This window comes from uncultured Campylobacter sp. (genome assembly GCF_938045595.1).
Lineage (GTDB): Bacteria > Campylobacterota > Campylobacteria > Campylobacterales > Campylobacteraceae > Campylobacter_B.
Genome location: NZ_CALIBB010000093.1, coordinates 1 through 15,082 on the forward strand (window position 1 = coordinate 1; position 15,082 = coordinate 15,082).

The 15,082-nt window shown below is 47.7% G+C and carries 12 protein-coding genes and 3 pseudogenes; all 15 read left to right on the forward strand.

The window, feature by feature from the left end; genetic code table 11:
* Window positions 1–863 precede the first annotated feature (863 nt).
* The gene (locus tag Q0340_RS03760) at window positions 864–2,417 is read left to right on the forward strand and encodes a cyclic peptide export ABC transporter (RefSeq protein WP_298082218.1); all 1,554 of its coding nucleotides are present in this window, start codon (window positions 864–866) and stop codon (window positions 2,415–2,417) included.
* A 279-nt stretch (window positions 2,418–2,696) separates the two neighbouring features.
* On the forward strand, window positions 2,697–3,017 hold the full coding sequence (locus tag Q0340_RS03765; protein WP_298082219.1) for a c-type cytochrome: 321 nt from the start codon (window positions 2,697–2,699) through the stop codon (window positions 3,015–3,017).
* Window positions 3,018–3,118: 101 nt separating this feature from the next.
* Window positions 3,119–3,547, forward strand: a pseudogene (locus Q0340_RS03770) (riboflavin synthase); the annotation flags it as partial.
* Between the two features lie 210 nt (window positions 3,548–3,757).
* Window positions 3,758–3,994 (forward strand): annotated as a pseudogene (locus tag Q0340_RS03775) (hypothetical protein); the annotation flags it as partial.
* 10 nt (window positions 3,995–4,004) lie between these two features.
* Window positions 4,005–4,739 (forward strand): polyphenol oxidase family protein, encoded by a 735-nt coding sequence (locus Q0340_RS03780; RefSeq protein WP_298082220.1) that lies wholly within the window; start codon window positions 4,005–4,007, stop codon window positions 4,737–4,739.
* A gap of 189 nt (window positions 4,740–4,928) precedes the next feature.
* Window positions 4,929–6,068: a beta-aspartyl-peptidase gene (gene iadA / locus Q0340_RS03785; RefSeq protein ID WP_298082221.1), complete on the forward strand. Its 1,140-nt coding sequence runs from the start codon at window positions 4,929–4,931 to the stop codon at window positions 6,066–6,068.
* A gap of 280 nt (window positions 6,069–6,348) precedes the next feature.
* Window positions 6,349–7,146, forward strand: a complete 798-nt coding sequence (gene rpsB / locus Q0340_RS03790) for a 30S ribosomal protein S2 (RefSeq protein WP_297880676.1) — start codon at window positions 6,349–6,351, stop codon at window positions 7,144–7,146.
* On the forward strand, window positions 7,146–8,210 hold the full coding sequence (gene tsf / locus Q0340_RS03795) for a translation elongation factor Ts (protein ID WP_298082222.1): 1,065 nt from the start codon (window positions 7,146–7,148) through the stop codon (window positions 8,208–8,210). The genes rpsB and tsf overlap by 1 nt, the downstream gene beginning before the upstream one ends.
* Window positions 8,211–8,212: 2 nt before the next feature.
* Window positions 8,213–8,854, forward strand: coding sequence for an ABC transporter ATP-binding protein (locus Q0340_RS03800; protein WP_298082223.1), 642 nt, complete (start codon window positions 8,213–8,215; stop codon window positions 8,852–8,854).
* A 57-nt stretch (window positions 8,855–8,911) separates the two neighbouring features.
* Window positions 8,912–10,990 carry a hypothetical protein gene (locus tag Q0340_RS03805; RefSeq protein ID WP_298082224.1) on the forward strand — a complete coding sequence of 693 codons (2,079 nt, stop codon included), beginning with the start codon at window positions 8,912–8,914 and terminating at the stop codon, window positions 10,988–10,990.
* Window positions 10,990–11,604, forward strand: coding sequence for a guanylate kinase (gene gmk, locus Q0340_RS03810; RefSeq protein ID WP_298082225.1), 615 nt, complete (start codon window positions 10,990–10,992; stop codon window positions 11,602–11,604). Before Q0340_RS03805 ends, gmk begins: the two co-directional genes overlap by 1 nt.
* Before the next feature lie 10 nt (window positions 11,605–11,614).
* Window positions 11,615–11,824: a twin-arginine translocase TatA/TatE family subunit gene (locus tag Q0340_RS03815; protein WP_298062455.1), complete on the forward strand. Its 210-nt coding sequence runs from the start codon at window positions 11,615–11,617 to the stop codon at window positions 11,822–11,824.
* 5 nt (window positions 11,825–11,829) lie between these two features.
* Window positions 11,830–13,626 carry an arginine--tRNA ligase gene (argS, locus tag Q0340_RS03820; RefSeq protein WP_298082226.1) on the forward strand — a complete coding sequence of 599 codons (1,797 nt, stop codon included), beginning with the start codon at window positions 11,830–11,832 and terminating at the stop codon, window positions 13,624–13,626.
* A 140-nt stretch (window positions 13,627–13,766) separates the two neighbouring features.
* Window positions 13,767–14,570 carry a tetratricopeptide repeat protein gene (locus Q0340_RS03825; protein ID WP_298082227.1) on the forward strand — a complete coding sequence of 268 codons (804 nt, stop codon included), beginning with the start codon at window positions 13,767–13,769 and terminating at the stop codon, window positions 14,568–14,570.
* 209 nt (window positions 14,571–14,779) lie between these two features.
* Window positions 14,780–15,082 (forward strand): annotated as a pseudogene (locus Q0340_RS03830) (sel1 repeat family protein); the annotation flags it as partial.

The window sequence follows — 15,082 nt, forward strand, 5'->3', positions numbered from 1 at the left end:
TTGAAAGAGCTTTTAACAGAAAGGTAGAGACGTCAAATTCAGGACTTGGCCTTGGACTTTATATTGCAAATCAAATTTTTAAAAAACACGGTCATACTTTAAAATACAAGCACAAAGATGGTAAAAATAATTTTCTAATATGTTTCATAAACACTTGATCTAAAAATAACTTGTTTATTAATACTTATAAATTATTTTAAGCTCGTTATTTGCGCTGATTAATTCATTTATAAAGCCTAACAAATCTGTTATTAATAGTACAATGGCGCCTCTGTGATATCCGCCATATTTTTTTGGTTTACGATAATTCCGAGATTTTTTAGATATTTAGTCACTCCGCAGAAGCCACAATAAGGTAGCTGAAGAAGAATTCACACACGCACGCTAAAATTTAACGGCTCTTTCGTCGTGTAGAAAAGATAAAATTTTAGTAGAGTACGGTATGGGGGCGTCTAAATTTAAACGTGATCGTTTTGGTTGATGCGCGGCGTTAAATTTTATACGGCTTGTTAAGACTGTGGCGATGAGTAATTTTAAAATTTTGATTTTGGCGTGGGTAAAATTTAACGACAGCGCGTTCTGTCGTCGAGGTATAATGTATGGGTATCTGGCGGTATATCGACGTAGTGGAGATTGGCAAGTGTTGCATATAAACGAAGCGAATTAAAATAAGAATGCGGATGAAATTAGCGCCGCGTGATACATATAAATAGCAGCATGCCCCGTAAACGATGTGATTCGCGATAAAATTTTGCGTAAATTAAGGCGAAATTTAGCCGACGAAATGAGAACGGATTTAAAATTTAACCGTTTTTTCAAGCGAATTTTGCCACAATTGCGCTCAAATTTTGTTGGGGCGAAAGATGAAAAAATATACCAAACAAATCCTCGCGATGCTCGCGCTAAACGCGATCTACAGCGGCTCGGGGATCTTGATTTTAAGCTTTATCAATAAATATCTACTTGACGGCGCCGAAAGAGGCGGGCGCATCATCGCGCTATTTTTTGCGCTATTAGCGATATTTCTGCTGCTTTCGGTGCTAAGCCGCATCATGCTTTGCAAGATGGAAAACGACTTCGTATTCGATCTGCGCACCAAGATCATCAAGCAGATCATCGATACGAAGTTCGAGCGCATCGAGGCTGCGTCGAAGGCGAACCTGCTTGCATCCCTTTCCAGCGATATTTCGCGCCTGACCGAGGGTTTTATGCGCATCTCCGAGCTCATTCAAGGCGCGATGATCGTGCTATTTTGCGGCATCTATGTGCTATACATCGCGCCTATGATGTTTGCGTTTTTGTTCGTCTGGATCGGCGCGCTGATGATTTTCAACCGCTTTTTGATGAAAAAAGTCATGCAAAATTACGATCTGTACCGCCAAAACGAGGACGTTTTGTATAAAAACTACGCCGCGGCGATCGAGGGGCACAAGGAGCTGTCGCTAAGCCTAGCCAAAGCGAAGAGCCTATATGAAAACGACTTTTTGCCCAATGCGCAAAATTTACGCCAAAGCTCGCTGCGAGCCGAGGTTTACGGCGCGTTTGCGAGTAATTTTATGAACGTGATGATGCTTGGCGCGGTGGGCTTTGTGCTTTATTTTGGGCTAAGCAGTGGCAAAGCGGAGCTTGCAAACGCCGTAACGATCGCGCTTACGGTGCTTTTTTTGCGTGCGCCTTTGATGATGCTCATATTCTCGCTTCCTAGCGTGCTGCGCGCCAAGATCGCCTACGCAAAGATCAATGAGCTGGGCTTAGATCCATTCGTGCAGGGCTTCGAGCTTGCGCAAATGCAGCCGTGGCGCAGCTTGGAGCTTAAAGACGTGGGCTTTTCGTATCCGGGCGGGAAATTCGGCATCAAGAGGGTAAGCTTGCAGCTAAATGCGGGCGAGACGGTGTTTTTGATCGGCGAAAACGGCAGCGGAAAATCGACGCTTTTTATGATCTTAGCGGGCCTTTATACGCCGCAAGCAGGCGAAATTTTAGCCGACGGCGCGGCCCTCAACCCCTCCGATCTGCGCGCCTACAGCAACAACATAAGCGCGGTTTTCAGCGATTTTTATCTCTTCGACTACGCTACGGGCGATGCGGATATCGCGCGCGAGTGGCTCGCGCTCACGCATCTGCAGGATAAGGTAGAGCTAAAGGGGGGCAAATTTAGCACCACGAGCCTATCTAGCGGGCAGCGCAAGCGTTTGGCGCTCGTAAGCGTGCTGATGGACGGGCGAAAATTTTTGATGCTCGATGAGTTTGCGGCCGATCTCGATCCGCAGTTTCGCGCGGAGTTTTACGAGCGGATTTTGCCCGAGCTGAAATCGCGCGGATACACGATATTTGCGATCTCGCACGATGACAAATACTTTGGCGCCGCAGATAAAATTTACAAGATGCAAGGCGGCGAAATTTCGCGCATAAAGTAAAGAGGCGAAATTTTAAAATTCTACGCAGAATTTCGCGATGGAATTTGGCGTCTAGATGAAATTTCGCCTTAGAATTTCGCTGCGAAATTCTACGATTGAAATTTCAGCGGGAAGATAAAATTTGCTTAAAATTTTACAGCGCAAATTCCGCTTCAAGCCCCTATGTTAAAGTTTGCAGTAGATAGAATTTTGCCTCTTTGGCGCAAATTGTAAAAATTTAACCGAAATTTACTAAATTTTGATTATACTGCACCCACAATTTAAAAAGAAAGGATAGGAATGAAAAAAGTTCTTATTGCATGTGCTGCGTTGGCGGCGTTTAGTTCGAGTGTATTCGCCGCTGACGGCGCTACTTTATATAAAAAATGCGTGGCCTGTCATGGAGCCAACGCCGAGAAGCCTTATCTTGGCGGCAAAGTACCTGCGCTAAACACCCTAAGCAAGGAAGATATCATCGCTAGCCTAAAAGGCTACAAAGACGGCAGCTTGGGCGAGGGCAAGGGAAAATTCGGCATGATGGGCGTTATGAAAGGTCAAGCGGCTTCACTTAACGACGAATCGATCGAAGCGCTAGCCGATTTCATCGTCTCTAAAAAATAATTTCAAACTTCATTCGGCGGGCTTCGCGCTCGCCGAACTTCGCTTAATTTAAAATTTTAAAATTCTACGCTAATATCACGTAAAAATTCCAAAGGCTCATAATGTTTAACGGACTGATCAGAGAGATCGCGCAGGTTGCGAGCTTTAGCGGCGATTCGCTGCGACTGCGCGCGAGATACCGCCCCGCGCTCGGCGATAGCGTCGCGGTAAACGGCGCGTGCCTGAGCGTGACGCGGCTTTTTGCGGACGGATTTGCGGTGCAGCTTTCTAGCGAGACGGCGCGCGTCATCGCCGCACAAAACCTGCACGGCCCTGTGCATATCGAGCCTGCGATGCGGATTGGAGATCGCATAGACGGGCATTTGATCCAAGGGCATATCGATGCCGTGGGTGAAATTTATAAAATTTCAAAGCTTGCAAGCGGCGTCGATTTTTTTATCCGCGCGCCGCTGCACATAGCGCCGCTGCTAGCGCCGAAGGGCTCGGTGGCGATCGACGGCGTGAGCCTAACGATCAACGAAGTGCTTGAGGGCGGCGACATGCACGGGCGAAATTTTAACAGCCAAGGTCTTGACGGCGGAAATTTTACTCACAAAGAGCCGTACGGCGCAAATTTTAACGGCTCGGGTTCAAATTTCGGCGTCTTAAGCCCTCGCGAGCTAAATTCTAGCGGCTCAAATTCCGTTCGCGATCCGAATTCCTCGGACGCAAATTTAAAGAGCGGAGCGCAAAGCTGCGCTATTCGCCTTACGATCATCCCGCTCACGCTCAAAGATACGCTCTTTGGGAGCTACAAAATCGGGCGTCGCGTAAATATCGAAACCGATCTGCTCGCGCGATACGTCGCGGCACAGCTACGTTTTGCCGGCGGACAGATCGTCGGTCTCGGCACTGTTGCGGCGCGTGACGTGAGTGCCGAGAGTGAAAAAGACGGGCTTTCGTGGGATGCGGTAGATAAAATTTTGAGCCTGTATTAAGCGGCGCATGATGGACAAAATCGAAATTTGTAGAGAAAATCTTGAGTTTGTATTGGACGGACGCGGCGTGCTGGCGGGCTTTAGCACGCGGCTTGGCGGCGTAAGCGGCGGAGCTTACGCGAGCTTAAATTTAGGAGATCACGTAGGCGACGATCCGCAAAACGTCGCGCAAAATCGCGAAATTTTAGCCGCCGCGCTCGGTATTGTGCCGCGAAATTTAAAATTTATGCGCCAGATCCACTCAAACAAAGTTGAAATTTTACGTGCAGATAGCGATGAAATTCCGCCCTGCGACGGGCTCGTGACCGATCTGCGCGGCGTGGCGCTGTGCGTGCTGGTAGCGGACTGCTCGCCCGTTTTGATCGCGGACGAGCGGCGCGGCGTGGTTGCTGCGGTGCATTCGGGGCGCGCTGGCGTGGCCCAGCGGATCTGCACCAATGCGATAAATTTGATGAGCGAGCGCTTCGGCTGCGTCGCTGCGGAGCTGAAGGTATTCGTGGGCGCGAATATCAAGGCGCGAAACTACGAACTTGGCGGGCTTGATCTGGGCGAGTTTGAGCGCTACAAAACGCAGGGGCATTTCGATATGAACGCCGCGCTGCGCGACGAGCTCGCAGCTGCGGGGGTGCGAAACGTTAAATTTGATCCGCGCTGCACTTTTGAGAGCGAGCAGCATTTTTCCTACCGCAGAGATGGTGTCACGGGGCGCTTCTGCGGCTTTGTGATGAATAAGCCATGCCGATGAAAAGCAAAACAGGATATAAAATTTCTCCGTAAAGCCCGCTAAAATTTCTCGAAGCACTATAAAATTTTACGTAGAGGCGCTGTAAAGCGAAGCGGCGAAAAATAGGCGAGATTGCGGCGTGACATCGCAGTCAAAATAAGCCAAAAAACGTAAATTTTAAAATCAAAACCCAAAGCAAAGGAGAAAAATATGCTGTTGCTTAAAAATGCCGATCTATACGCGCCAGAACACGTCGGTAGGAGCGACGTTTTAGTGGGCGGAGGTAAAATTTTAGCCGTTTCCAAGGGGCTTGATTTTCGAGTCGATGGGCTTGAAATTTACGATCTGGATGGCAAAATTTTAGCACCCGGTCTCATCGATCAGCACGTGCACATCACGGGCGGCGGCGGCGAGGCTGGTTATCATTCGCGAACGCCCGAAATAACATTGTCGCAAATCATCCGCTACGGCACGACGACGGTCGTAGGCACGCTGGGTACCGACGGGTGCACGAGGAGTCTCGAAAATCTCTACTCAAAGGCTAAGGCGCTCGAGTACGAGGGCATCTCGACCTTCATCCACACGGGCTCTTACGCGCTGCCTAGCGTTACTTTTACGGGCTCCGTCACGCGCGATCTGGTGCTTATCGACAAGGTCATCGGCTGTAAGATCGCGATGAGCGACAACCGCGGCAGCTACCCGACCGTGCAGGAGCTCATCAAGACCCTGACGCAGATCCGCATCGGCGGCATGATCTCGAAAAAAGGCGGCGTGCTGCACATGCATATGGGCGGGCTCGCGGATAAATTCGACCTCATTTTTAGCGTGATTAAGGACTATTCGTTCCCGGTTAATTACTTTTCGCCGACGCACTGCGCGCGGACGAAGGAGCTTTTTGACGAGGCGATCAAATTTCAAAAAATGGGCGGCTACATCGACATCACGAGCGGCGGAAGTAGATTTGCCCCGCTTCATGAAGCCATCGCGTACGGGCTTGCTAATGGGCTAAATTTAGAGCGCCTAACGATGAGCTCGGACGGCAATGGCAGCGTGCCTAGATTTGACGAAAACGGCGCGTTGGTGGGCTACGGCTGCGCTTCGTGCGAGACGAATTTAGAGGTTTTGCAGGCCTGCGTGAAAAATAAAATTTTAACCATCCCGCAAGCGCTAAGCATGATGGGCAAAAACGTCGCAAAATATTTAAATCTAGCCGGTAAAGGCGAGATAAGAGTAGGTTTTGACGCTGATTTTGCAGTATTTGACGAAGCTCTAAATTTAGATAGCGTGATCGCGAAAGGGGAGTTTTGCGTAAAAGAGGGCAAGCTCGTGAAAAAGGGATTTTTTGAGTAAAATTTGAAGCAGATGCCGCTTTTTAAATTCGGCGAATTTAAATTTGACGAATAATCTTGCTCTCTACCTTTGCGACCGTCTCATCTTTGCAGCGCAAAATTTAACCGCGCCGAGGTTTGGATTATATTAAATTTAGCTTTAATTTAGCTATTTTTAAATATAATCCCAGCTTCAATTCACACACACCAATCCTAAAATTTGGTTGCGTTTGTCAAAAACAAATGTTAATGGGTGTGGAGGAGAAACCTAAATTTCGGGGCAACCCACAAGGAGAAAACTCATGGTAACAATGAGAGATTTGCTAGAGTGCGGCGTTCATTTCGGACACCAAACACGCAGATGGAATCCGAAGATGAAAAAATTCATTTTCGGCGAGAGAAAAGGTATCTACATCATAGATCTACAAAAAACTATCCGCTACTTTCGCTACACTTATAATATCGTGCGCGACGCGGCTGCCGAGGGCAAGACGATACTTTTCGTAGGCACCAAAAAACAAGCCGGCGCGACGCTAAAAGAGTACGCCGAAAAATGCGGCATGCCCTATGTGAGCCACAGATGGCTAGGCGGCATGCTAACGAATTTTTCCACTATCAAACAATCGATCCGCAAGCTCGAAGTGATCGAGACTATGGAAGAGGACGGCTCGATAAATTTACTAACTAAAAAAGAAGCGCTAATGCTTCGCCGCAAAAAAGAGAAACTCGAGCTTTATCTAGGCGGTATTCGCAATATGAAGGGCCTTCCCGATATGATCTTCGTCATCGACGTAGTTAAAGAAAAGATCGCCGTAGCGGAAGCTAATCGCCTAAAAATGCCGGTTATCGCGCCTTTGGATACGAACTGCGATCCGGACGTAGTCGATTTCCCAATACCTGGCAACGACGATGCGATCCGCTCGGTTCAGCTTTTCTGCCAAGAGATGGCTGAGGCGATCAACGAAGGCAAGGCGCTTCGCGATCAAGATGCGAGCGAGGATGTCGAGCAGAGCGAAGCCGTCAGCGACGAGGAGAAAGAGGAAGTCGTAGCCGAGGCGATGAGCGAAGAGGATTTTGACGTAAGCGAGGACGAAGAGTAATGGAAATCAGCGCGCAAATGGTAAAAGAGCTCCGCGAAAGCACTGGAGCGGGGATGATGGACTGCAAAAAGGCTTTGGTTGAAACAGACGGCGATATGGATAAGGCCGTCGATCTACTTCGCGAAAAAGGTCTCGGAAAGGCCGCTAAAAAAGCCGACCGCCTAGCTAGCGAGGGCCTAGTGAGCGTTGAAGTGGGCGCGGATCACAAGATCGCCACCATAAGCGAGATAAATTCCGAAACCGACTTCGTAGCTAAAAATCAAAATTTTATAAATTTAGTTAAAAATACTACTCTACATATCCAAAGCAAGGGCATTAGCAGCATTGATGAGCTAAATTCCAGCATCATCGACGGCGTTAAATTTGATGAGCATCTAAAAAGCCAGATCGCTACGATCGGCGAAAATTTGGTCGTTAGAAGATTTGAGACGATTAAGGCGGGCGCAAACGGAGTAGTAAACGGCTACCTGCACTCAAACGGCCGCGTAGGTGTAATCATCGCAGCAGCTTGCGATAGCGAGCGGACTGCGGAGGGTGCAAAGGATCTTATAAAAAATCTCTGCATGCATGCAGCCGCGATGAAACCGCAGGTTATTAGCTATAAAGAGCTTGACCCCGATTTTATCGAGAAGGAATTTTTGGCTCTTAAAGGCGAGTTTGAAAAGGAAAACGAGGAGTTTGTGCGCTTAGGTAAGCCCCTTCATAAGATCCCGCAGTTTGGCTCGCGCGCGCATCTAAGCGATGAAATTTTAGCCAAAGAGATCGAAGCTTTAAAAGACGAGCTTCGCAAGCAAAATAAGCCTGAAAAAATTTGGGATAAAATTTTGCCGGGTCAGATCGATCGCTTCATCGCCGATAATACCCAGATCGATCAGCGCCTCACGTTGCTAGGGCAATTTTACGTAATGGACGATAAGAAAACCGTTGAGCAGGTGATCGAGGAAGAAGCTAAAAAACTAAGCGGTAAGATCGAGATCGTAAAATACGTCCGCTTCGAAGTGGGCGAAGGCCTAGAGAAAAAGAGCGAAGACTTCGCTGCCGAAGTAGCGGCTCAAATCGGCTAAATATGGAACTTCTAAAGGGCGTAAATCTTACTCACGCGTATGATTATACGCTCTTTGAAAATGTAAGCTTAAGCGTTGGGGAGGGCGAGAGTATCGCTATTTTAGGCGTTAGCGGCTGCGGCAAATCGACTCTGCTTCATATTTTATGCACGCTTTTAAAACCGAACTCGGGCGAAGTGATCTACGGCGGGCGCAGTATTTACGAGCTAAGCTCCGATGAGAGACTTAAAATCCGCCGCAACGACTTCGGTATAATATTTCAATCTCACTACCTTTTTAAGGGCTTTTCTTCCGGCGAAAATATTGAACTCGCCGCCAAACTTACGAATAATGCGATAGATGATGAAATTTTAAAAAAGCTTCAGATCGAACATACTTTAAAGCAAGGCGTGGGCGAGCTTAGCGGCGGACAGCAGCAGCGCGTGAGCATCGCTCGCATACTTTGCAAAAAGCCGCGCATAATCTTTGCCGACGAGCCTACTGGAAATTTAGATAAGGATACCGCAAACGAGGTCATGGGCGTGATCTTTGATTACGTAAAATCCAGCCGTGGCGCACTCGTGCTTGTGACTCACGATGAGAATTTAGCGCAAAAATGCTGCAAAGTTTATCGCATAAACGATCGAAATTTAGCAGAAATATAAGCAATTAATAACCAAAAATATCTTACAATAGCCCAAATTCTTTCTAAAAGGTCATAAATGAAAATTCTACTTGACAATCACAATGAGCAGGTTGCAAGTGTCGTAAATATTTGCTGCGAGCGCATCGGTGCGGACCTGGTAGCATATAGTGCAGACGAGAGTGAATATGATTTGACGATAAAAAATTATGAAGATGGCGATGATATTTCAAAATTTGATCTTAATAAAACGCTGTTTCTGACGCCTAAGAATGTTTCGGCGCCAGGAGCGCGATACACCCTTACTAAGCCTTTTTCGCCGCTTGAGCTCATCACGTTTATCAGCGAATTTTCGGTTCAAAATATGAGTGTGCAGGCGAAAGAAAAAATGGCGAAAGAATTTGCCGACGCAAGCTCTGTGATGAAAGAGATCGATGCGATTGACCAGGCAAATTCCACTTCGGGCAGTAATTTTGAAGAGCTTGTGGATAGCTTTTATGACTCCGGCAAGGATATACCGCTTTCACAGCTGGCAAACGATATAGCACCCGAGATTGCAGATGATGTGCCGCTTTCGCAGTTGGTAGGCGATATGCCACGCACGGACGATATCGCAGATGATATTCCGCTCTCACAGCTTGCAGATGAAGCGGCTATTGCGGAGACTATCGCCGATGATACGCCGCTTAACGCTGTCGCAGAAAAGATTGCGGATAATATCGCAGATGATATGCCTCTAAACTTAGCTGCTAGCGATATCCCTGAGGATGTGTCGTTAAATAGTATCGGCGCAAGCGAGCCTGCTGAAAATAATCACGCACCTCAAGATGAAATTTCACTCGCAAAGGATGACGCTCCTATAGCTTTAGCAGCGCTAGATGATGAAAATCCTAAGAATTTAAAAACAGATAAATCGCAGACAGAAGATGAAATTCCCGCCACGCGGGCAAGCGAAACTTTACCGCTTGCGCAGCAAGAAGAGTCGCAAAGAGCTAGCAGCTCTAATGAAGCTGCCGTTGAAAAAAGGGTAGACGCTGCGCCTAATCTAGAGGAAACGAAAGGTCTTGCGGATGTTATTATTAAACAGCATGAAGCAGACGGCTCATTTGCCTATAAAACAGAGGAAAGAAAATCTGCCTCGCAAGTAGTGCAAGATGCAGCTGGCGCGTCTGTTAATAGTGGATTTGATATGGATTTTTCTAGGCTTTTCGATAGCGCTGGCATGCCCGTGGAGGAGTTTGGCGGATATGATAATTTTGCCGCGGCTGCGTTTGCTTCTGATGAAAAAGAGGATAAAAAATCTGCGCATGATAAAAATAAAGCGGCTACGAATTTTCAAAAAACGCAAATTTCGTCTCAATACGAGGTTGCTTCAGATACGCCGATTGCGCTAGCGGGCGCGGGCGATATACCTCGCGAAAATCTTTATAACACCGTTCCGTTTCAAAGCATGGAATTTACTGGTGGACTTGCACAGAATACACCTATGTCTGCTCATAATGAAGCATGGAATTCAATTGGCGTAAATTTTGCGGCTTCCGCGAATTCCGTAGCCTCTACAAATTCTACTCCTACACCGAATTTTTCGGAGCTAAACTTACCGCACATATTAGATGCCTCAGATTTACCGAAGCAAAGCGAGCAAGCTGATAGCGTTGCTGGCGGGTTTGCGGACGGATTTTTGCGCGCTATGGAGGGCGATTTTGTAAACTCGTTTGCCGCAAGCTCCGCAGATAGCGAGCAATTTAAATCCGGTAAGCCTACAAAGAGCGCCGCGCAGCAGATAAAATTTAATGCTTCAAAGCCTATATCAAAGGCTTCGGAGCGCGCAGAATTTAAAACGCATAAATTCGGCGCGTCCGAGCAGGTAAATGAGATGAAATTTGGCGCGCAAGCTATGCCGAATGAGCTTGCCGCTTCGGCTGCGGCGGAGTTTGCCAGCCTTATGGCAAGCGAGTTAGAGCCCAGCGCCAAAAGCGAGCCGCTGCGTAACGAGCACGGTAAAAAACCGAGCGCCGAGGAGCTGAAAACCAAACTGCGCGATGATCTGGAAGCGGGCATCGCAAACACGATCGAGAAATTTGCGGGCAGTAAGGATGCTAAAGACGCGCTGAAGGACTTTAAGATCAATATCGACATATCGTTTGGAGACAGATAGTGAAAGGCAAAATTTTGCTCGTCTCCGGTCCCAGCGGCAGCGGCAAAAGTACGCTCATAAAGCGTCTTATCGCAGAATTTGGCGAGCAGATATACTTCTCGATCTCCTCTACGACGCGCGAAATGCGTGTGGGCGAAGCGGACGGCGTGAATTACCATTTCATAAACGAGAGCGAGTTTCGCGCAGGCATCGATCGCGGCGACTTTTTGGAGTGGGCGAACGTGCACGGCAAATTTTACGGTACTTCGCTAAAAGCCGCTACGAGCGAGCTTGAGCGGGGTAAGATCGTGATTTTTGACATCGATGTGCAAGGATATGAGATCGTGCGTAGCAAAGTGCCTAAAAGCGAGCTTACTAGCGTATTTATTACTACGCCGAGCTTGTCGGAGCTTAGGGATAGGTTGCGTGCTCGTGGCGATAATGATCCCGCCGATATTGCTTTGCGCCTGCAAAACGCGCAAGAGGAGATGGAGCGCCTAGGCGAGTATGATTATTTCATAATAAACGACCGCCTGGAAGCGGCGTATGAAAATTTAAGATCAATCTACAAAACTATCAAACTAGAAACGGCGAGCCGCGACATAGGCAAGCTAATCGAAATTTGGAAAATTTAAAGGAGAAAAAATGGGCGTAAGCGTTCAACAACTGCTAATTATCTTAGCGATTATCGTGTTACTTTTCGGAGCCAAAAAAATCCCCGAGCTCGCAAAGGGCGTAGGCAAGGGCATTAAAACCTTCAAAAAAGAGATGGAGGACGACACGCCTGAAAAGGTCGAGAAAAAGGCCGAGGAAGAGGTTAGAGACGCCGAAATTAGCGATAATAAAAAGGCGTAAGGGATTTGAAAAATTTAGTCTTAAACGAAATTTTTAAAATTTTATCTCGCAAAGTCGTTTTAGAAAAACCCAAAGATAAAAGTTTGGCTCATTACGCCTCGCCCGAGGCTTTCGCGCTGGCTAAGGAGCTGCGAAAGGCGCCTAGGCTCATCGCTGAGGAGCTTGCGCTTAAATTTAAAGATAGCGAAATTCTAAGCGCCACGGCGGTGAACGGCTATCTAAATTTTCACCTAAAGCCCGCTGTATTGGGCGCTCTTGCTGAAAATGCTCTTAAACTGGGCGGCGATTTTGCTAAAAACGACGCCGAGCTTGGACGTGGAATTTTACCAGCTTCGGAAAAGATTTGCGCGAGCGAGCCTGCTAGCAAAGGTTGCGCTGCAAATCTGGCTGCGAGCGGCAACGACACCGCTAAATTGCAGAATTTCGCCGCTAGGCAAAATTTTATTTCGCAGAATTCTACAGAAGCGTTAAATTCCGTCGTAGCATCAAATTGCGATGAGGCGCGGAATTCCGCCGCCGCGCCGCAAAAAATTCTGCTCGAATATATCAGCGCCAATCCGACCGGTCCGCTTCATATCGGGCATGTGCGCGGCGCCGTTTACGGCGATACGTTCGCGCGCATCGGAGGCTATCTGGGGCACCGCGTCGATACCGAGTACTACATCAACGACGCGGGCAATCAGATCGAGCTTTTGGGCACTTCGATCGCGCTTCGTGCGCGCGAGCTCGCGGGCGAGGACGTGAGCTACCCCGAGAAATACTACCGCGGCGAGTATATCGACGAGATCATCCCTCTTGCGCGCGCTGAGTTCGGCGATGAAATTTTCCGCGACGAATCGCGCGTTTTGATCCTTGCGGAGTTTGCTAAGGACGAAGTGCTAAAGATCATCCAAAAAGATCTCGCAGACGCGGGCATTCATATCCAAAACTGGGCCAGCGAAAAGAGCCTCTACGGCGAGCTTGAGCCAACGATTAGGAAGCTTGAGCGCAGCGGCAAGATGTATGAGGCGGAGGGTAAAATTTGGATCCGCTCATCGCAGCTTGGCGACGAAAAGGATCGCGTCGTCATCCGCGAGGATGCGCGCCCGACCTATCTTGCGGGCGACATCGTCTATCACAACAACAAATTTGAGCGCGGATATGAGCGCTGCATCAACATCTGGGGGGCCGATCACCACGGCTACATCGCGCGATTAAAGGCCGCCGTGCATTTTCTGGGCTACGACGAAAGCAGGCTCGAGATCATCCTAATGCAAATGGTAAATTTGCTCAAAGACGGGCAGACCTACAAGATGAGCAAGCGCGCGGGCAACGCGATTTTGATGAGCGACGTGCTCGCCGCGATCGGCAGGGACGCGATGCGATTTATCTTCATCAGTAAAAAGGGCGAGACGCCGCTTGAGTTTGACGTGGACGAGCTTGCGCGCGAGGATAGCAGCAATCCGATCTTTTACATCAACTACGCCCACGCGCGGGTCAATCAAATTTTTACCAAAGCGGGCAAGCGCGAGGCGGACGTCTTGGGCGCGGACTTCGGCACGCTAGATGAAGCGGGGCTCGGCCTAGCTTTTGCGGCGCTTGGCTTGAATGAAATTTTAAACGACGCATTTAATTCGCGCGGCTTGCAGAAGTTGCCCGATTTCCTAAAGGCGCTCGCGGCGGACTTTCACAAATACTACAACGAAAACCGCGTCGTAGGCAGCGAGAACGAGGACGCGAAACTCAAGCTGTTCGCGCTCGTAGCGCTTAGTATCCGCACGGCGTTTGCTCTGATGGGCTTAAGCGCGAAAGAGAAGATGTAGGCTCATATCAGTTGATTTTATATTAATTTCACTCAAATCGTGTCTTGATACGAAATCTTTTCCGTTTGTGTTTTTCTGCAATAAGCATAAAGTTGCTGGTAAATTTTAATGGATATGAGTGGATAATTTAAGGATTAGATATGAGAAAGACAATTAGCATCGTAGCTCTTGTTATTGCCGTTTGCGTTTTAATTAAAATTCTTTTTCCTACGCCGATTTTATCGTTAAAATGCCATTTTGACGACAATAAAAGCTGCGTAGAACTAGGGCGAGATAAACAATCAAGAGGTGATTATGAAAGCTCAAGGACAATATTCGCAAAATCATGTGATTTAGGAGATATCGATAGCTGCTTTGAAGTAGGTATCTTGTATGATAACGGCGATAAAGTAGATGCTATAAAAGCAAGCGAATTTTATTTAAAAGCATGCGAGAAAAGTAAAGCAGTAAGTTGCCACAAGCTAGGAAATTTATACCAAAAAGGTCTCCTAGAGAAGGATTATAAAAAAGCGGTAAAATTTTATGAAAAAGCATGTGATTTAGGCTATGGCAAAAGTTGCCACAACGGTGGAAGTGTATACATTATGGGCGGTTTTGGACTAGAAGTAGATCACGAAAAGGCATTTGAGCTTTTTAAAAAAGGCTGTGAACGTGGCTTACCCGATAGCTGCTATAACGTCGCATTTTCATATCAGCAAGGCGACGGGACGCAGATGAACTATGATAAAGCTATAGAATTTTACCAGAAAGCCTGCGATTTAGGCTTTTCCTATGCTTGCGGTAATCTCGGAGTTTTGTACGTTGGCGGTAGTCAGAATGTAAAGCAAGATCTCCGCAAGGCGTTAGACTATTTTGTGAGGGCTTGCGACTTAGGGAATGAAAAAATTTGCGAAAAGCTTCAATGGATAAAAGACACGATTTCAATAGATCAACCGCAAAATTAAAATTTTACTTCATCATTGGCATAAAAGACGGTTGAGCAGTTTAAATTTAATGCGATAAGCTATTGCGTAAAATATCATAGACTTGCGGGTTGGTTTAAACTAGGCGCTTTCTTGTGCTGTTTAAATTTTAACGTCTTGCTTGCAATAATGCACTATAGGTTTGCTAGTGCGTTATTTAAAATTTGCGCATCGGCGCAAAAAGGATAGATATGAGAAAGACCATCGACATAGCGGCGCTTTCGATTGCCGTTTGCATCTTGGTTATGGTGCTTTTTTTGCCGTCGCCCGTTTTGTCGTTTAAATGCTACCGCGGCGATAGCGTAGGTTGCGCGCAGCTGGGGCGCGACAAGCTCTCCCGCGGAGATTACGACGGCGCCAAGCCCGCTTTTGCCAAGGCTTGCGAGGCGGGTGAGAAAGATAGCTGCTTTGATTTGGGAGCCCTATACGACGGCGAGGGCAATGCGACGCAAGCGGGAGTATTTTATGACGCAGCCTGCGATAAAAACGTCGCC

Excerpts from the sequence above, each read along its gene's own strand:
- Q0340_RS03765 (WP_298082219.1), top strand. The coding sequence starts at position 2,697 with ATGAAAAAAGTTCTTATTGCATGTGCTGCGTTGGCGGCGTTTAGTTCG.
- Q0340_RS03800 (WP_298082223.1), top strand. The coding sequence starts at position 8,213 with ATGGAACTTCTAAAGGGCGTAAATCTTACTCACGCGTATGATTATACG.
- Q0340_RS03805 (WP_298082224.1), top strand. The coding sequence starts at position 8,912 with ATGAAAATTCTACTTGACAATCACAATGAGCAGGTTGCAAGTGTCGTA.
- Q0340_RS03780 (WP_298082220.1), top strand. The coding sequence starts at position 4,005 with ATGGACAAAATCGAAATTTGTAGAGAAAATCTTGAGTTTGTATTGGAC.
- tsf (WP_298082222.1), top strand. The coding sequence starts at position 7,146 with ATGGAAATCAGCGCGCAAATGGTAAAAGAGCTCCGCGAAAGCACTGGA.
- Q0340_RS03815 (WP_298062455.1), top strand. The coding sequence starts at position 11,615 with ATGGGCGTAAGCGTTCAACAACTGCTAATTATCTTAGCGATTATCGTG.
- iadA (WP_298082221.1), top strand. The coding sequence starts at position 4,929 with ATGCTGTTGCTTAAAAATGCCGATCTATACGCGCCAGAACACGTCGGT.
- Q0340_RS03825 (WP_298082227.1), top strand. The coding sequence starts at position 13,767 with ATGAGAAAGACAATTAGCATCGTAGCTCTTGTTATTGCCGTTTGCGTT.
- Q0340_RS03760 (WP_298082218.1), top strand. The coding sequence starts at position 864 with ATGAAAAAATATACCAAACAAATCCTCGCGATGCTCGCGCTAAACGCG.
- rpsB (WP_297880676.1), top strand. The coding sequence starts at position 6,349 with ATGGTAACAATGAGAGATTTGCTAGAGTGCGGCGTTCATTTCGGACAC.